We start from the raw sequence: 18,832 nt of genomic DNA, 5'->3' as shown, positions 1-18,832 counted from the left end.
TGCAGCAAAATGAGAAATTAATGTTGCAAAACATAAGAAAACATGATAATATATATTTCGTTGATGAAATGTTCCCGGTTTGTGTAATGGTAGCACAACTGACTCTGGATCAGTTTGTCGAGGTTCGAGTCCTTGACCGGGAGCCAAATGATTATAATGCTTGCAAGGTTTTATGCTTTGCAAGTTTTTTGTTTTATTTAGGACTTTTTTAGTTATATACAGTCTTAACACATTGACAAAGCATTGTTTTAAATATAACATTATATAATGTGCAAGAGGTATTACTGCATATAAAATTAATTTAGAGAAGTGAGTATTATGGAGCTATCGCAGAAAAATATGAAAAAGATTTTACTTATGGTCATGGTTTCAATTCTTTTCTACTCCGGACTTCAGAATCTGACTTCGGTGATAAACTATTTAAAGTCGATTTTCGCATTGTTATCGCCGCTGATTATGGGGTTGGCCATTGCTTTTATTTTAAACGTTCCTATGAAAATGCTGGAACGCGTATTATTTCCCTTACCTCAAAAAGCAATCATAAAAAAGATTAGCCGTATCACTTGCTTGCTCTTATCTATTATCATGGCCGCAGCTATAATTTTCCTTGTAGCTTTTTTGGTCATTCCTGAAATGGTTGACACTTTCGCCATTATAAAGCATACGGCTCCAGCATTTTTTACAGAAATACAAATATGGGCAGAGAAATGGTCTGCTCAGTTGCCCGAGTTGAGACAATGGATAGTAAACCTGCAGTTCGATTGGGATAAAATAGGAAGTTCTATCGCGAATTTTATAAAAAGCGGCACATCTACGGTATTGAGTTCTGCGCTGGCTGCTGTTTCTTCCATATTTAGCGGTACAGTTACCCTTGTGATGAGCATTATTTTTGCTATTTATATATTGATGAGCAAGGAGAAACTGACTTACCAAGCGAAGCGGGTTATCTATGCATTCTTGCCTGAGAAAAGTGCAGATAGGATTGTTTATATATCCAAGCTTTCTTATAAGACCTTTTATAGCTTTGTCGCAATACAGTTTACAGAAGCTGTGATACTTGGGGCATTGTGTTTTATCGGAATGATTATTTTCAGATTTCCACATGCGGCAACAATTTCTGTTCTTATCGGATTTACAGCATTGATCCCACTGGTTGGGGCATTTATCGGAGCTGCTCTGGGAGTCTTTATGATTCTTATGGTGTCTCCCATCAAAGCATTTTGGTTTATAGTATTTATAATTGTTTTGCAGCAGATCGAAGGGAATTTAATATATCCCCGTGTTGTGGGAACATCCATAGGATTGCCGGCTATTTGGGTATTTGCTGCGGTTATATTGGGGGGAAGCACTTTGGGAATACTAGGGATGATGGTTTTTGTCCCTATATGCTCAATAATATACAAACTTATTGGTGAGTCTGTATCTGCGCGGCTGGCAAGTAAAGACATTAAAACAGAAAAAACAAATAGTATATAAGGAGTAAGAAGGATGAATTGGTTTAGAAAATTGATGATAGGACGCTATGGTATGGACCAGCTCTCAAATGCTATGCTTATGTTGAGTATTGTGTTTTTAGTTGTTAGTTCTCTTATAGGATCAGGTGTTTTCAATATCTTTGCTATGATAATTTTAATTATGTGCTACGCAAGGATGTTTTCAAAAAATATTAATAAGCGAAGAGAAGAGAACATGAGATTTTTACAGTGGTGGAATCCAATAAATTTGAAGCTCATTCAGTTTATAAATCGTGCAAGAGGCGGTAAGACATATCGTTATTTCAAATGTACCCAGTGTGGGCAAAGGCTTCGGGTCCCAAAGGGTAAGGGCAAAATCCGCATTACCTGTCCAAAGTGCCGCAATGAGCTTACTAAAAATACTTAAGCCGGAGTCGTATGGAGCAGCATCGGGTGCTCTGGAAAATCACTGAGTTTAAACATTATATAGTATGTTGAAAATTATTCGCCGTTTGGATGTTGAGCATATCTAAATCGGCTATTTTTTATGACTGGCTTGTTATAGAGTAAGCGCTTGTTTTTCAAGTTGTTTTTTATTAATAAATATATAATAATTACATTAATATGGCGCTTTGAAATTATCATCATGCATCACAATAATCAGTATGCCAGGGAGGAGAAAGGAAAATGAAGAAGATTGCAATAATAAGCCCGGGAAAGGTGACTTCAATTAATCTGGCCATGCAGTTGGAGAAAATCTTCGGAGAATATGCGGAGATCGAATCTTACTGTCTGGAAGATGATTTAGAATTTGATATGGCAAATACTCTTGTTGTTTTATCATCTCCTCAAACAATAGATAAAAGAGTTCAAAGCCTGATAGATAAAGGCATGAATTATGTGCTGGCTTGCAGGGTCATAAATCACAGATATATTTCAGAGCTATTGAGCCTGCCTAAAGCTACTGAGGTACTCCTCATTAACGACAGGGCTGAGTCTACCTATCAAGCCATAACTCAGCTGCAAGCCCTTGGAGTCAATTATATAAAATATTATCCGTATTATCCCGGAATAGCGGCATACCCGGGGCTGGATATCGGGGTTACTGTGGGAGAACCTCATCTTGTGCCATATGAGGTAAAGAAGGTTATAGATATTGGTACGAGACAAATTGATATCACTACAGTAGCTGATATAGCCAAAAGGCTTGGCTTGATGGATGCCCTGGGCGATGGGCTTTCTTCTCAATATATTCATGAGATCATTGGGCTCTTGAACAGGATCAATGATAGTGCAAAGGATATGAAAATTATCAGCAGCAGGCTTGAGACTGTTGCAAATTGTTTGACAAAGGCAATTATATACATAGACAAAGACGGAAATATAATAACCGGAAATCAGGAGATTTATAATATTTTAGAATGTTCATGGGAAGATGTTATAGGAAAAAATATTAAAGATATATTGCCGGAACTGGATGAAAGTGATCATCATGACAAGATTGATGTTATTATGATAAAAGGAAAAGAATTGTTTGTTACCAGTAAAGTGGTCAAAGGAAGCGGCAGTGAGGACGGAATCATATATACTTTCGAAAAAAGTGAAGATATTGAAAAAAATGAGCATGAGCTTCGCAGAAGGACAACAAAGTCTACAAGGTCAAATTTTTATACCTTTGATGATATCATCTATGAAAGCAGCAGCATGGGCAGATTGATGGAGAAAGTAAAAGGCTTTGCTGATACTGATTCCACAATCTTAATTCAAGGGGAAAGCGGCACCGGCAAGGAGCTGATCGCTCAAGCTATTCACTGTGCTTCAAAGAGAGGCGGCGGGCCCTTTGTGCCTGTAAATTTTGCATCCATGCCCATGAGTCTATTGGAAAGCGAACTATTCGGATATGAAGAGGGCTCCTTCACAGGAGCCAAAAAAGGCGGCAGGAGAGGACTTTTTGAAGAAGCTCACGGAGGAACAATTTTTCTGGATGAAATAGGAGATGCTTCTTTAGAATTCCAATGCAAGTTATTGAGGGTGATACAGGAAAGGCAGGTAAGGAGGGTGGGAGGCCTCAAAGAAATACCTATAGATGTGAGGCTGATCGCTGCTACAAATCGCAATTTGGCAGAAGAAATAAAAAAAGGCAATTTCAGAGCCGATCTATATTACCGGCTCAATGTCCTTCCTGTCAGGACTTTGAGCTTAAGGGAAAGGAAAACGGATATTTTGGTTCTTTCGAACTATTTCTTGAAAAGATATAGCGCCGGCAAATATAACAGCATATATGAGGTTTTAGAAAATGACGCTGTCCAGGTATTGATCGATTATGACTGGCCTGGTAACATCAGGCAGTTGGAGAACGCGATTGAGTATATAATAAGCACTGCTAAGAATGGCAAAAAAATAGATAAAACTAAGCTTCCCGAATATATAACTGATGATCTGCCCAGGCCGGGAGAATCTGTACTAAAGGAGGTTTTAGGAAATAATATGATATGGATTTTGGATAAAATGAAGAATTCAGATGGGATAGGGAGACGTTATCTGGCAAACCTGGCAAAGGAAGAAGGATTGCCATTGACGGAAGGCCAGATAAGAAGCTTGCTGAACAGCGCCGAGCTGTTAGGTCTTGTTGAGGTTAGTACTGGGAGAAAAGGCACTATGCTGACTGAGAAAGGCAATAGCATACTATCTTCAATAGGAGTTAACGGATAAATGGGTGCATAAATGGGCTGAATTATATCCCCTAAAATTTATAAAAATCCTCAGAAGCCTAGGGTATATGAGAACTTTTTGTATGGCATGAAAATTGCGATAAACACAGGTGTAATAAATAATACACCGAGGTGATAATATGATTCTGGGAATAATGGGAGGTATGGGTCCGGCAGCTACATGTGATTTGTTTAGGAAAATTATTGACTCCACTCATGCATCTAAGGACCAAGATCATATCCATATAGTAATAGACAGCAATGCACAAATTCCTGATAGAACACAATATATTCTCGGTGAGGGGCAAGACCCTAAAATCGAGCTCATAAGATCGCTTACCAGATTAGAAATGTTGGGCGCTGATTATATAGCCATGCCATGCAACACGGCACACTTTTTTTATGACGATATAAAAAGATATACAAAGGCGTATTTAATTAATATGATAGGCGAAACCGCAGCATTTTTAAAATTTACAAAACCGGACGCCGGCGATTTCTTGCTCCTGGCTACAGAAGGTACGTATATATCAGGAATATATAAAAAAATATTCAAAGAATACGGCCTGAATATAATAGAACCGGATGACGCTGATAAAAAAGTGGTTATGGGTTGGATATACAAGGTAAAGTCCGGTAAATTTGATGTAAGTCCAACAGAATTTGAATATCTGGTAACAAAATATATAGATGATAAATGCACTCCAGTAATCCTGGGGTGTACCGAACTCCCTCTCCTGGTTGAAAGGATAGGTGTGCCGAAAGAATATATAGATCCCGTTCTTATATTAGCCCGGCATTGTGTTGAGTTAGCGGAGAAAGAGAAATTTGATGAAGAATCTTCGCTCCATGATGGAAATGGAGTTCTTCATAAAAATAATGAGGTGGAATGAGAATGACAAAACAAAATAGAATAGAAGATTATGGAATAAAAATTGGCGAATTGCCAAAAGGAAAGCTGAATAAAATTACGGACGTAAAAGGCATCAAGGTAGGACATTGCACAATCGATACTGAGGAGAGCAAAACAGGTGTGACAGTGATACTTCCTACGGAAGGCAATATTTTTACAAACAAGCTTATTGCTGCCTCTTATGTGCTAAACGGCTTTGGAAAAACTTTAGGACTTGTACAAATTGATGAGCTGGGAAGCCTTGAGTCCATCATAGCTTTGACCAATACATTGAATGTGGGCCTCGTCCATGATGCAGTTGTGGATTATATGATAAAAGAATGCAAAAAGGAAAATGTAGAAGTAGAGTCCATTAATCCGGTGGTATGCGAGTGCAATGACAGCTATTTGAATAATATTCAGCTGAGGGCCGTAAAAAAGGAGCATGTATACAAAGCTATAGAAGAAGCGACGGCAAACTTTGCTGAAGGAGATGTAGGTGCGGGAAAGGGCATGAGCTGCCATCAGCTTAAGGGGGGTATAGGCTCGGCATCACGCATTATAAAATTGGAAGGACAGGACTATACTGTGGGAGCATTGGTCTTATCCAATCATGGATTACTAAAGGATTTATGCATCAATGGGGTTCATATTGATGACAGAGTTTCTAAAGAAAAGGATATCGAACCACAAGAGGATAAAGGTTCTGTAATTTCAATCATAGCTACAGATATACCTCTTAGCAGCAGGCAGTTGAGAAGGGTATGCAAGAGAGCGGGAGTTGGATTGGCAAGATTGGGCTCATTTATGGGACATGGGAGCGGAGAGATAATGATTGCATTTTCTACCGGAAATGTTCTTAAAAGTTATCTCGATAACGAAATAGCTGACATCAAGATCCTTAAAGAGGACAAGCTCAATGTTGTATTTAGAGCAGTAGCTGAGTGTGAGGAAGAGGCTGTGTTAAATTCTATGATCACCAGCGGAAAGGTTATAGGCGTAAAGGGCAGAATTCGAGAAACACTGAGAGACTATATGAAGCTAAAAGAATAGCAGATTGCTTTAAAATAGGAGGGGAATATGATGAAAATATTTATAAGCGCCGATATGGAGGGTATCACTTCTACGATAAGATGGGATGAATGTGAAGCGGAAAAGAGCTTTTATTCAATCTATGCAGAGCAGATGACAAAAGAGGTGGCAGCAGCATGTGAAGGCGCAATAGCGGCCGGTGCTGATGAAATAGTGATTAAAGATGCCCACGACACGGCAGCGAACATTGATATTACAAAATTGCCCGAGTGTGCAAAGCTGATAAGAGGGTGGTCGGGTCATCCTTATTCGATGGTTCAAGGAATCAATGACACTTTTGATGCGGCAATGTTTATCGGATATCATAGTGCTGCCGGTAGAGAAGGCAATCCCCTATCCCATACTATGACCTCCAGGCCATTATACATAAAAATCAACGGAGAATATGCAAGCGAATTCACGATATACAGCTATGCTGCAGCCTGCGAGGGTGTACCAACGGTATTTCTATCAGGAGACAAGATGCTATGTGAAGAGGGGAGAAAGATGCATCCATGCTTGCATACAGTGGAGGTGAAAGAGGGAATAGGCTCAGCCGCAATATGTATTTCAACAACCAGATCTTTAAAGCTCATAAGAGAAAATGCAGAAAAATCGTTAAAGCAAGACTTTAATAAAGCCAGAATAAGCTTGCCAGATAGATTTAATGTTGAAATATGCTTTAAGGAGCATACTTACGCAAATAAGATGTCCTATTATCCGGGCATGAGAAAGGTAGGAGCCAACACCTTGATATTTGAATCACAGGATTATTTTGAGGTTTTAAGGATGATAGGATTTGTATTATAACTAGACCACTCTGAGTCAAAAAATCGACTCCTGTGGTGCTAAAAAACAGTCTATTATCATGTTAGAATGATAATAGACTGTTTTTACTATATTTTTGATTGGATGGTGTTTGCATGAAAATAGGAGTCATTATGGGTGGCATATCTTCGGAAAGGGAAGTTTCCTTGAACACAGGAAGAGAAATCGCTAATAATTTAGATAAGAATAAATATGAAGTGGTTCCTATTATTATCGACAAGAAAGAAGATATAATAGAAAAAACAAGAGATATAGATTTTGCCTTTATAGCATTGCATGGCAAATTCGGCGAGGATGGCATAGCCCAAGCAGTACTTGAGACTTTAGACATTCCTTATTCTGGCTGCAGTCCCTTGGCGAGCGGGATATGTATGGATAAGAGCATCACTAAGAGCATACTTAAGACTGTGGGAGTTAATACGGCGGACTGGTTTACATTAAACAGTGCAGATAAACTGGATCTGGCCAGGGTTGATGCCATCGGATATCCTGTAGTCGTTAAGCCCAATAGCGGAGGCTCTAGTGTTGCCACTGCTATTGTAAATGGTGAGAAAGATATCGAAGAAGCTGTTGCCGAAGCTTTAAAATTTGATAGTGAGGTCATGATTGAAAAATACATCAAAGGAGAAGAAATAACTTGTTGCATGATGGACGGGATATTGCTTCCGGTGATAGCCATCAAACCGAAGTCTCATTTTTTTGATTATAGCTCAAAATACTTGGATGGAGGAGCCGATGAGGTGATAATAGAGCTTGAATCGCCCATAAGGGAGAAAGTTGAGGAGGCTGCGCGAAAATGCTGGAAGCATTTAAAATGCAGTGTATATGCAAGAGTGGATATAATAATTGGAGAAGATGATATCTACGTTTTAGAGATAAATACGCTTCCCGGCCTCACAAAAAACAGTCTCTTCCCGAAAAGTGCAAAGGCCTATGGGCTGGATTTTTTAGAGTTTTTAGATAGAATAGTTCAGCTATCTCTCAAATCGAGAAATTAATAAGCTTTATTTTTAATTCTATATATGTAAAAATGGTAATAGCATGACTATTACCATTAATATTTTTGGGGTGAAAAAATGTTCCACAATATCGAGATTGATAAAGGACAGCCAATATACATTCAAATAAAGAATTACTTTAGAACCATGATAGCTAAAGGTATGCTGCAGAAAGGAGAAAGACTGCCCTCAACCCGGGAGCTTTCTTCCTTGCTGAAAGTAAGCAGAAACACTGTAATTTCTGCTTATGAATCTTTGGTTGATGATGGTTTCATAAATATAATAGAAGGCAAGGGGGCTTTTGTATCAGACATAAATATCAGCTCCGGCGGAGGATGGGTCACTGAATGGGAGTCTAGAATAAATGAATATGCAAGAGAAGCTAGAGACCTTGATATCGTTAAGCAGGAAGCAGTTTGGGAGAAGGAAATGATACCTATGAGCAGCATTTCACCGGAGCCGGAGCTGTTTCCTATGGAGGATTTTAAAAGGGCTTTTATGAATATAATATCATTGGAAGGCTACAAGATATTAAATTATGGGTATGCGCAAGGCTATAAGCCATTGCTTGATTACTTGACCGGCTATATGGAAAGTAAGGGAGTTAATACTGAAGGCAAGAGTGTCTTGATAACCAATGGATTTACAGAAGCCTTTGAAATTTTGATTTCTTCACTTACGAAGGAAGGAGATCCAATATTATGCGAGAATCCCACTCATAATACGGCGCTTAAAATAATGAAGCTGAGGAAGCTTGACATTTTAGGCGCACATATGGACGGGGGAGGGATAAGCATTCAAGAGGTAAAAAGAATAATTGAAAACAATAAGGTTAAGCTGGCTTATATCACCCCTTCTTATCACAACCCCACAGGCATTACAATGCCTTGGGAAAGACGAATTGAGCTTTATGATATTTTAGCCGGCAATGATATCCCCATTATAGAGAATGGCTTCAATGAGGAATTAAGATATTTTGGTTCCCATATATCTCCAATTGCAGCAATAGGGGGCAGGGGAAACGGAGTTATCTACACCGGAAGCTTCTCTAAAATTCTTTTTCCCGGTTTAAGGCTTGGCTGGATTGTGGCCGATACGGCTTTAATAGATTACCTGGAGAGTGTGAAGAGAAGCAGAAATATTCATACCTCGTTTTTAGACCAGGCAATTCTATATGAGTTCTTTAGGGAAGGTTCATTTGAGAAGTATATAAAAAAAGCCAGAAGGGTATATAAACAAAAATATGAAGCGGCAATAGCGGCTGTTAGGCAGAATATTCCACAGGCTATGCTTTACGGAGATGGAGGCCTTCACATATTCATAAAGCATAAAGGCATTAATTCAAGGAATTTGTTGAGTGAATGCATAAAAAAAGGTGTTATATTCACACCAGGAGATATTTTTTATATAAACGATGAGGGAAAGGATGCTTTCAGGTTGGGCTTTTCCAGAGTAAGAGCTGATGATATTGAAATAGGAATTAAGATCATAAGTTCTACTATAGAAAATATCAGAGAGTAAATAAAATTGAATACTAGTATATACCAGATTAAAAATTAAAATATTTTACAAAATAGTCTAACAAATGTAAAATGATATTAAGAATATACTCCAGGATGTGTATCTCAAATGAATAAAAATATAAAAGAGATGCTTATAGTCGCTTTTTTTACCGCTATTATGGGACAAATTCATTTTTACCCCTTTGGAACCGAGTTTAGAATCACTATAGCCGTTATATTGTTCCCATTTCTCCTATTATATTTTAGAAATCTGCTTATTGCAGATACCGCAGTGTTAGTTGCTGTTTTCGTTTTGATAACCAGAACGGCAATAGATATTTTATTATATAATAATAGCTTTGAAGTATCACTTTCCAGACATATACCGGCATCATTTTTTTATATTTGCTATGGTATAATAATAGATCGTCTTAACTTCAGAGCTCATACGGACAAGCCGTTGCAATTTTTATTTATCATTATTTTTGCTGATATCGCTTCAAATTTTTTAGAGTTAATACTTAGAAATCACTTTATAAACAACCCATTCGAATCAATATTGGAGACAGTGGTTTTAACTGCAATAATACGTTCCTCCATAATTCTTTGCCTATTTTTGACTATCAAATATTACAATCTTATAATCATTAAGGAAGAGCATCAAAGACGGTATAATGATTTAATCGTTATCACAGCTAAGATGAAGTCGGAGATATTTTTTCTGAAAAAATCCATGCAAGATATTGAAAATGCCATGGGAAAAAGCTATTCGATATATAACAGGCTAAATGACGAAGAAAAGCTTACAGATAGAGAAAGAGAGCAATTAAAATCTGATTCATTGGAATTATCGATACAGATTCATGAAATTAAGAAAGACTACAATAGAATAGTGCTCAATATGGAGAAGATACTTCCTGCAAGAGAAGCAGGAAATACGATGGAGATAAGCGAGATCTTTGATGTAATTCAAGGCTTATTTATTCTTTACATTGAAGGTCTTAACAAAGATATCAAGTTATCTTTCAAGGTAAAAGAAGACTATGAGACCGATAAGTTTTTCATTATTATTTCTATATTGAATAATTTGATACAGAATTCTATTGAGGCATGTTTGAATGATAATTCTTACATAAGCGTTACCAGTGAGATGGATGACAGCAAGGCTGTTTTCAGAATCATTGATAATGGCAAAGAAATATCTGATGATATAAAGGAGTTAATTTTTGAACCGGGCTATACATCAAAGTATGATCCGAATACAGGCTTGATATCAACCGGACTTGGGCTTGCTCATGTGAAGATGCTGACAGAGCATTTAAATGGTACGATAAGCATAAATTCTCCAAGAAAAGGCGAAAAAGAATTCATGCTTGCTTTCCCGACTGATGAGTTAATAAGTGGGAGGTAGTTTCAATGCATAGCTTTATTGTTGTAGATGATGATAGAAGCGTAAGAAGTGTACTTACAAGAATAATAGAGCAGTATGATCTGGGTGAAGTTTTGGCTGAAGCTGAAAATGGAGTTAGAGGTGAAGAACTGGTAGTAACCCATAGACCCGATATAGTAATTATTGACTTGCTTTTGCCGATGAAAGACGGCATAGCGGTAGTAAAAAAGACAAAATCCTTGGATATTAAGAGTGTTTTTATTATGCTGTCTCAAGTAAGTTCTAAGGATATTATCGGAAAAGCCTATGAAAACGGCATAGAATTTTTTATTAATAAACCTATTAATGTGATAGAGGTAGTAAATGTAATAAAAAAGGTCAAAGAATATTTAACCTTGCGCAGAACATTTCAAACAATTGAGTCGGCAGCTTTGCAGCTCAAGAAGGATGATACTGCAAGTGAATATACCAGTATGGATAAGAATAAAAAGTTTCTCAATCAGATTTTATCTGATATAGGAATTATAGGCGAGCTTGGCAGCAAGGATATCGTTAAAATTTGTTCCGTTCTCATTAAAGACAAGGCTTTGAATTATGCACTGGAAGAGATGCAGCTTCCGGATTTGTTTAGACTTGTTCATGAAAGTCCTTCCTTCAGTTCTGAAAACTTGAGCATAGAAAGTAAAACAGTAGAAATGAGGATTAGAAGAGCAGTAGGGAAAGCTATGAAAAATATTGCTACTTTAGGCATTGAAGATTTTGCAAATGAAAAATTTATGCTCTACAGTTCTTCTTTATTTGACTACATAGAGATAAAGAGTGAGATGGACTATATTAGAGGTAAAAGCAAAACAGGCGGTAAAATCAATGTGAAAACCTTTATAAGAAGATTGCTTGTGATGATAGAAGAATATGAAAACCCCTTTTAAACCTTTTAATATGTGTAAAGTTTCCTAATTTTCTAACAATGACGTTGGTTTGAGTTTTTTTTTGTTATTTTGTGTTACAGCAATATTACAATTATATTGCAGACCTATTAAATTTATTAGGAGGGGTTTTATGAAAAGGAAAATCGCAATAGTATTAGCATTAATGCTCATGTTCGCTGTAGTATTTACTGCTTGCGCACCTGCAAAAGTAAATATGATCTTAGCTACAGGAGGAACTTCCGGTACTTATTATCCCTATGGCGGCGCAATGGCTCAGATTTTCAATTCAAAGATTGAAAACATGAACGTTACCGCTCAGGCAACTGGTGCATCTGTTGAAAATTGCAAGCTTCTTGGCAAAAATGAAGCAGAATTGGCAATTCTTCAAAACGATATGCTAGATTACGCCTATAATGGAGTAGAAGCATTTAAAGACGGTAAAATTGAAAGTTTAAGAGGAATAGCTACATTATACCCTGAAATCATTCAGATTGTTGCTTCTGTTGACAGCGGCATAACTAAAGTGGATGATTTAAAAGGCAAGAAGGTTTCTGTCGGAGCTCCGGGCAGCGGAGTTGAAGCAAACGCAAGACAGATACTGGATGCTACCGGACTTACTTATAATGATATGAATGTTAGCTATTTATCTTTCTCTGAATCTGCAGATGCTTTCAAGGACAAGCATATAGAAAGCTTCTTTGTAACATCTGGTATTCCGAATGCTGCAATACAGGACATCGGAGCACAGAATAAGATTTCATTGGTTTCACTATCCGATGCAGCTATAAAGAGCCTGACTGAAAAATATCCATTCTTCGTAGAGTATACTATTCCGGCAGGCACATATAATGGGCAGGATTCTGATGTTAAAACTGTTGCAGTTATGGCTACATTAGCTACTAACTCACAGGCATCAGAAGAGGTAATATACAATATTACAAAGGCATTATTTGAAAACCAGCCTGAGCTGGCTCAAGCTCATGCAAAAGGCCAGGAATTAGTTTTGGAAAAGGCTGTTAATGGTATCTCTATTCCATTCCATCCCGGTGCTGAAAAATTCTTCAAAGAAAAAGGCTTAATTAAATAATCACGGAGGATAACCGGACCGGAAATTCCGGTCCGGTATTTTCAGATGAAAGCTAAGAAAATCGTATTTATTATTGCAGCTGCAGTAATCGCGACAGTATTTTTTGTGCCTTTGTTCAGTATGTTTACTATTACTGACGCAGAAACAGGCAGGATTGTTTTTAATGATAGAATGATTGGCAATAAGGAGTTTTATACCAGCTTCATTCACTCAGTAAATAGAATGCCTGTAAATGAGTATTACAGGATTGAGGATGATCATTTTGTTGTTTATAAAACAACTTTTTATGCCTATGGTGCAGGTATGCCTGATTTTGAGGATTACAAACAAAAGCCTGTCTTAGTCGATGGGATGGTGCAGATCGATAATTTAGATATAAAGATGGACTCATTTTCTATGTTCGTTGGTACCGTTGCAAATCATAGTTTAACCATAAATGATAAGACATATTATTTATCTAATTTTGTAGAACCTGGGAAATCAGCAATTTTTAAAATAAAAAAGGTATCACTGTATGCACTCTTAAGGAGGTTATATCATGAGTGAAGAAAAGAACCTAAAAGAAGAGGTAAAAGAGATAGATTTTAATGAGATAATAGCAAAATACGATAGAGAATCAGCTTATAGGAAGGTTGCGGGGTTTACAGGAAGATTTATATCAGTTTTAGCCATATTATTTTCCTTATTTCACTTGTATACCGCATTTAGAGGTGTTTTGCCCGCCCAGATACAGAGATCTGTGCATCTTACATTTGCATTGGTCCTTGCGTACTTATTGTATCCTGCCAAATCAAGCATGCCTAAAAATAAAATTCATTGGTCGGATATCTGCCTGGCAATATTAGGTGCTATAGTAGGCTTGTATATAAGCTTCAATTATGAAGCTTTGATTTATCGTGCCGGGGAGCAAACACCACTTGATATTGTGATTGCATCGCTGGCAATTCTTTTGGTTCTTGAGGCTACCAGAAGAGTGGTAGGGCTGCCAATAGTGATAATAGCAGGAACATTTCTGCTTTATGCTAAGTTTGGTCCTTATATGCCAGGCTTCTTAAACCACAGAGGCTATTCCTTATCCAGGATAGTAAGCCATATGTACTATACTACAGAGGGTATTCTTGGTATTCCTATCGGAGTTTCTTCTACATTTATATTTTTGTTCATATTATTCGGTTCCTTCCTGGATAAAACCGGTATAGGCAAGTTCTTTATTGATTTGGCAAATTCTATTGCCGGTAAAGCAGTGGGCGGGCCGGCTAAGGTGTCTGTTCTGAGCAGTGCCTTGACAGGGACGATTTCAGGAAGCTCTGTGGCCAACACTGTTGGTACAGGCAGCTTTACAATTCCTCTTATGAAAAGCTTGGGATATAAGCCTGAGTTTGCCGGGGCTGTTGAAGCGGCAGCTTCAACAGGAGGTCAGATCATGCCTCCTATAATGGGCGCTGCTGCATTTTTAATGGTTGAATTTATAGGTGTTCCTTATATAACAATAGCTAAAGCTGCTGTTATACCCGCAATATTATATTTTACCGGGGTTTGGATAATGGTTGACCTTGAAGCCAGAAAAACAGGGCTTAGAGGATTGAAAGCTGATCAACTGCCTAAATTTAAAAAAGTTATGCTCCAAAGCGGATATTTATTATTGCCTATAGTAGCCATTGTTTACTTCCTCATGAATGGCGCTACTCCTATTAAGGCAGCATTATATGGCATAATCATATCTGTCCTGGCTGGAGCTGTAAGAAAGGAAACCAGACTGAATCTGAAGATGCTCATGGAAGCTCTGGAAGCAGGCGCAAAGAGTGCGCTTGGGGTTGCAATAGCCTGTGCTTCGGCAGGTATAATCGTTGGTACTGTTACTTTGACAGGACTAGGCTTAAAGCTTGGAAATGGACTTGTTACCATGGCTGGCGGAAATCTGATCCTAACTTTAATATTTACTATGATAACATCATTGATTCTGGGTATGGGAGCACCAACTACTGCAAACTACATTATTACCTCAACAATAGCGGCTCCCGCTATTATGAAGCTGGGGGTGCCTGCTTTGGCAGCTCATATGTTCACATTCTATTTTGGAATAATTGCAGACGTTACGCCCCCTGTTGCCTTGGCAGCTTTTGCAGGCTCAGCCATTGCAGGCAGTGATCCGCTGAAGACCGGAATAAATGCGAGCAAATTAGCTATTGCTGCTTTTATAATCCCTTATATATTTGTAATGAATCCTGCATTGTTGCTTATAAACACAACGCCTATAGAAATAATTCAAATATTAGCTACCTCCTTAATAGGCATGTTTGCTGTAGGTGTTGCAGTGCAAGGCTACTTCCTGACATGGGTCAATAAATTATTTAGGATAGCTTTGTTCATTGGAGGACTTCTTTGTATAGATCCGGGAGCATATACCGACATGATAGGTATTGCAATTATCGCTGTGATATTCACACTTCAGAGGGTAAAATCAAAGAAGGGTGAGGACATAAAAAATAATAATAAAGGAAAGCCGATCTAGGGCTTTCCTTTATTGATCTATTACAGATAAGGCTTTTTTCATGACCTTGCCTGCAATTGGAGCAGCATTGCTGCCGCCGCTCCCTCCATTTTCAACAATTACTGCAATCGCTATTTGGGGGTCTTCGGCAGGTGCAAAGCCGATAAACCAAGAATGTGCTTTGCCTTGAGGATTTTCTGCAGTACCTGTTTTACCTGCAGCTTTTGAACCGCTGATCCTTGCATTTCTGCCTGTCCCTGTTTCTACTACATCGATCATCATGCTCTTAATAATCTCAGCGTTTTCTTTGCTAATTATTTTCTCCCCTGCTTTAGGCTTGAAGCTTTTAATGGGCTTTCCGGTCATATCAGTTATTTCTGAAACCATATAAGGAGGTGCTAACACTCCATCATTAGCTATAATTGCTGCAATAGCCGCCGCATGGATGGGGGTTATCAGAACATCCCCCTGTCCGATGGACTGTTGGGCCAGAGCTTTATTATCATTCTTTTTGGTGAAGCTGCTGGTCTTGGATTTTATATCACCTTGAATGCCTTTGTTGAATTTGAATTTGATTGCCTCGTTGTATAAATTATTATTTCCTAATTCAAGTCCCAGACTAACAAAATAGGAGTTGCATGATAATGTGAAAGCTCTATTTAAATCAATTTGGCCATGAGCTTTGTCATTGCTGTCTTTTATTTCGTATCCTTCAATATTTATTTTACCTGAACAGTCTATTTCAAAATCCTTATAGTTATTATTTAAAGCAGAAGAGGTGGTTATCACTTTAAATATTGATCCCGGCGGATATAGTCCATCCAAAGCCCTGTTCAGCAGCGGACTGTTTTTATCTTCTATCAGATCATTCCAGTTTTCTGTAACATTAGAAGGATTGTAATCGGGTTTACTGACAAGGGCCAGGATTTCACCGGTTTTTGGATTCAGAGCTGCTATGGCCCCTTTTTTCCCTTTCAGCAAATCTGAGGAATATACTTGAAGCGTTTTATCCAAGGTCAGTTTTACTGTATTGCCTTTTATCTTTTCTCCTTTGGCCTTTCCTTTTAAAGTTTCTATAGCATTTGCAGAAGCTAATTCCTGATTGTATAGGGCCTCAATGCCGGTAGAGCCTAATGCTTTTGCAGAATATCCTATTATATGCGAGAAGCTGCGGCCGTACGCATAATTTCTTTGCATAGTATTTTTGTGAATCTTGCTGCTCGCTAAAACAACTCCGCTTCTATCCTGGATATCCCCTCTGATAATATCTGAATTTTCCTTTCTTAATCTCTTATTATAAGAATTTGAATATATATATTTTGATTGAAAAAAGTTAAAAAACAACAAATATCCAACGATTCCAATAAAAAAAATAATAAAAAAACATTTAACCAAGTTTTGACGTTTTATATAATCATTCATCCTTATCACCTTTTTCATTCATACTCACAAAATACAAAATACCGATATTCATAGTCTGAGATATCAGCGAACTGCCTCCATAGCTGACGAAGGGCAATGTAACACCGGTTATAGGTATTATATTTAAAACGCCGGATACTATTATCAAGGTTTGGATACCGGTCATCGACGAAAGTCCTAAGCAGATAAGCCTATTGATAGGCTCTTTGCAGTTTTTACTGAAGTTCAGGCCGATCAATGTAGCCATACATAACAGCAAAAGCATTATAATACCGCTGATTATGCCTGTTTCTTCGCATATCGCAGAAAAAATGAAGTCAGTATGAACTGCCGGTATAAACTTGGGATTTCCAAGGTTCAAGCCCGTACCCAATAACCCGCCGGCGGCTATAGCAAATAGTGATTGGGTAACCTGATATGATTTGCCGGAGACATATCTCCAGGGATTTAACCAAGCCTCAACTCTGGATTTAATATGGCTGAATGTATAGAAGCTTATAACGGCCATAACAGAAGCTGCTGCGGCAGACAATAAAGTAGGATATATCTTGTCATCAGTGACGAACAAAAGTATAAGATATACGGCTGAGAATATAAGGGCAGAACCTAAATCCCGCTGCAAGGCGAAGAATGATGCCGCTATAACTATTGAGGAGCTTGAATATAAAAAAACATTCTTGTCTAAGCCCCTGCTAAGAATAGTGGATATATAAATAACAAATAGAATTTTTAAGAACTCAGAAGGTTGGAATCTATAGCCAAGCAATTCTACCCAATTTTTTGAACCGGAAATAGATATGCCCCAAAATTGTGTTATTATTAATGTCGCCAGAATAACAAATCCCAGTTGTTTGGAATAGTCTTTTCTTATATCTATTCTTTTTAGCAGATAGAACAAAAAGAAATACGTAGTATCGCCTAATATAGTGAAAAGGCTCTGCCTTACCGCATAATCCGGACTTAATCTATAGAGCATTGCCAAGCCTATTGCCAACAGCATATTTACTATGTCGTATAACAATATATCTTTTATTTTCAAAAGCTTAATAAGCAATATTCTGGTAATTATATATTGAAAACAGAATATAAGGCCTATATATATTGCTTTGTAGTCAATAATTTCTCCCAAGATGGATAAAAGCGCAAAAGAAGAGGCTGCGGTAACAATAATTATTACAGATAAAAAAGGCTGGAGCATTCTTTTATTATAAAAATATATTGAGATGCTAACTAAGAGAAAACAAGCAAGTAAAAAAATGAATATATACCTATAAAACCATGATAATATGTCAAACATTATAACACCTTCCCTCTTTTGTAATTATATTATACAAAATGAGAAATTTCATCACAATAAGCATCAAACTATGCTAAAATATTGTAGAAAGGAGCTGAAGCTTAAGCAAATGAAATATAAATATGTACTTTTTGACTTGGACGGAACATTGCTGAATACTAATAAACTTATTATTGAATCTTTTAAATATACTCTGAAAGAGCATATGAATATAGATTTGGAGGACTCTGAGATTTTGAAATATTTTGGAGAACCTTTGATGATTACGTTAAAGCGGTTTTCTGAAGAGAAGTCTGAAGAAATGTTCAATACCTACATAAAATATAACGAGAGCATTCACGATGAGAGGGTTGAAGTCTTCGGAGATGTAGATAAGGTTTTAGAGGAAGTATCAAAGCTGAGCTGCAAAGCTGCAGTTGTGACTTCAAAACGCAAGGTTTTAGCTAAAAGAGGCCTGGAATTATTTGATCTCCTCAAATATTTTGAGGATGTGGTGGCCTATGAAGATACAAATAAGCATAAACCTGATCCGGAGCCGATATTGGAAGCCCTGACCAGGCTAGGGGCTGAGAAAGGGGAAACCCTGATGATCGGAGACAGTGAATTTGATATTAAATGTGCATATAATGCGGGAGTAGACAGCGTATTTGTAAGCTGGAGTGAAGCGGCAGGGCACCAAGATTGCAGCATCCAGCCTGATTATGTGATTAAGGATATATTGGAGCTCATATATATATTAAAAAGCAAATGATGTGAGGTT

15 protein-coding genes and 1 tRNA gene are annotated in these 18,832 nt (G+C 37.6%); 14 read left to right on the top strand and 2 right to left on the bottom strand.

Translation table 11 applies throughout. The annotated features are described in order from the left end of the window. Positions 1-72 precede the first annotated feature (72 nt). The 13 genes from LJD61_RS16300 to LJD61_RS16240 all read left to right on the top strand — a co-directional run bounded on the left by LJD61_RS16300 (position 73) and on the right by LJD61_RS16240 (position 15,374). Positions 73-146: transfer RNA gene (locus LJD61_RS16300), tRNA-Gln, on the top strand. Between the two features lie 172 nt (positions 147-318). Beyond that, entirely contained in the window at positions 319-1,476 is a 1,158-nt protein-coding gene (locus tag LJD61_RS16295; protein WP_255228601.1) for an AI-2E family transporter, read from the top strand. A 665-nt stretch (positions 1,477-2,141) separates the two neighbouring features. Further along, entirely contained in the window at positions 2,142-4,166 is a 2,025-nt protein-coding gene (locus tag LJD61_RS16290; protein WP_255228600.1) for a sigma-54 interaction domain-containing protein, read from the top strand. Between the two features lie 139 nt (positions 4,167-4,305). Then, complete coding sequence (gene cuyB / locus LJD61_RS16285) at positions 4,306-5,058, top strand: cysteate racemase (protein ID WP_255228599.1); 753 nt, start codon at positions 4,306-4,308, stop codon at positions 5,056-5,058. 2 nt (positions 5,059-5,060) lie between these two features. Further along, on the top strand, positions 5,061-6,110 hold the full coding sequence (locus LJD61_RS16280) for a P1 family peptidase (RefSeq protein WP_255228598.1): 1,050 nt from the start codon (positions 5,061-5,063) through the stop codon (positions 6,108-6,110). A 30-nt stretch (positions 6,111-6,140) separates the two neighbouring features. After that, positions 6,141-6,938, top strand: coding sequence for a M55 family metallopeptidase (locus tag LJD61_RS16275; RefSeq protein WP_255228597.1), 798 nt, complete (start codon positions 6,141-6,143; stop codon positions 6,936-6,938). Between the two features lie 113 nt (positions 6,939-7,051). Beyond that, positions 7,052-7,954, top strand: a complete 903-nt coding sequence (locus tag LJD61_RS16270) for a D-alanine--D-alanine ligase (RefSeq protein WP_255228596.1) — start codon at positions 7,052-7,054, stop codon at positions 7,952-7,954. A 78-nt stretch (positions 7,955-8,032) separates the two neighbouring features. Then, on the top strand, positions 8,033-9,475 hold the full coding sequence (gene pdxR, locus LJD61_RS16265; RefSeq protein ID WP_255228595.1) for a MocR-like pyridoxine biosynthesis transcription factor PdxR: 1,443 nt from the start codon (positions 8,033-8,035) through the stop codon (positions 9,473-9,475). Positions 9,476-9,583: 108 nt separating this feature from the next. After that, complete coding sequence (locus LJD61_RS16260) at positions 9,584-10,867, top strand: ATP-binding protein (protein WP_255228594.1); 1,284 nt, start codon at positions 9,584-9,586, stop codon at positions 10,865-10,867. A 5-nt stretch (positions 10,868-10,872) separates the two neighbouring features. Continuing rightward, positions 10,873-11,775 (top strand): response regulator, encoded by a 903-nt coding sequence (locus LJD61_RS16255; protein WP_255228593.1) that lies wholly within the window; start codon positions 10,873-10,875, stop codon positions 11,773-11,775. Positions 11,776-11,905: 130 nt separating this feature from the next. After that, positions 11,906-12,862 carry a TAXI family TRAP transporter solute-binding subunit gene (locus LJD61_RS16250; protein WP_255228592.1) on the top strand — a complete coding sequence of 319 codons (957 nt, stop codon included), beginning with the start codon at positions 11,906-11,908 and terminating at the stop codon, positions 12,860-12,862. Positions 12,863-12,907: 45 nt separating this feature from the next. After that, entirely contained in the window at positions 12,908-13,408 is a 501-nt protein-coding gene (locus LJD61_RS16245; RefSeq protein ID WP_255228591.1) for a DUF1850 domain-containing protein, read from the top strand. Further along, positions 13,401-15,374, top strand: coding sequence for a TRAP transporter permease (locus LJD61_RS16240; protein WP_255228590.1), 1,974 nt, complete (start codon positions 13,401-13,403; stop codon positions 15,372-15,374). The genes LJD61_RS16245 and LJD61_RS16240 overlap by 8 nt, the downstream gene beginning before the upstream one ends. A gap of 9 nt (positions 15,375-15,383) precedes the next feature. Here LJD61_RS16240 and LJD61_RS16235 read toward each other — a convergent pair whose 3' ends face one another. Both LJD61_RS16235 and LJD61_RS16230 read right to left on the bottom strand, forming a co-directional pair. Beyond that, positions 15,384-16,775 carry a peptidoglycan D,D-transpeptidase FtsI family protein gene (locus tag LJD61_RS16235; RefSeq protein WP_255228589.1) on the bottom strand — a complete coding sequence of 464 codons (1,392 nt, stop codon included), beginning with the start codon at positions 16,773-16,775 and terminating at the stop codon, positions 15,384-15,386. Further along, on the bottom strand, positions 16,768-18,072 hold the full coding sequence (locus LJD61_RS16230; RefSeq protein ID WP_255228588.1) for an FtsW/RodA/SpoVE family cell cycle protein: 1,305 nt from the start codon (positions 18,070-18,072) through the stop codon (positions 16,768-16,770). The genes LJD61_RS16235 and LJD61_RS16230 overlap by 8 nt, the downstream gene beginning before the upstream one ends. A 109-nt stretch (positions 18,073-18,181) precedes the next feature. Between LJD61_RS16230 and LJD61_RS16225 the strand changes: the two genes are divergently transcribed. Further along, the gene (locus LJD61_RS16225) at positions 18,182-18,823 is read left to right on the top strand and encodes an HAD-IA family hydrolase (RefSeq protein ID WP_255228587.1); all 642 of its coding nucleotides are present in this window, start codon (positions 18,182-18,184) and stop codon (positions 18,821-18,823) included. Positions 18,824-18,832: the final 9 nt, after the last annotated feature.

Origin of the sequence: Lutispora saccharofermentans (assembly GCF_024363565.1) — a bacterium.
Lineage (GTDB): Bacteria > Bacillota > Clostridia > Lutisporales > Lutisporaceae > Lutispora > Lutispora saccharofermentans.
This window is presented reverse-complemented; position numbering and strand designations above follow the sequence as displayed.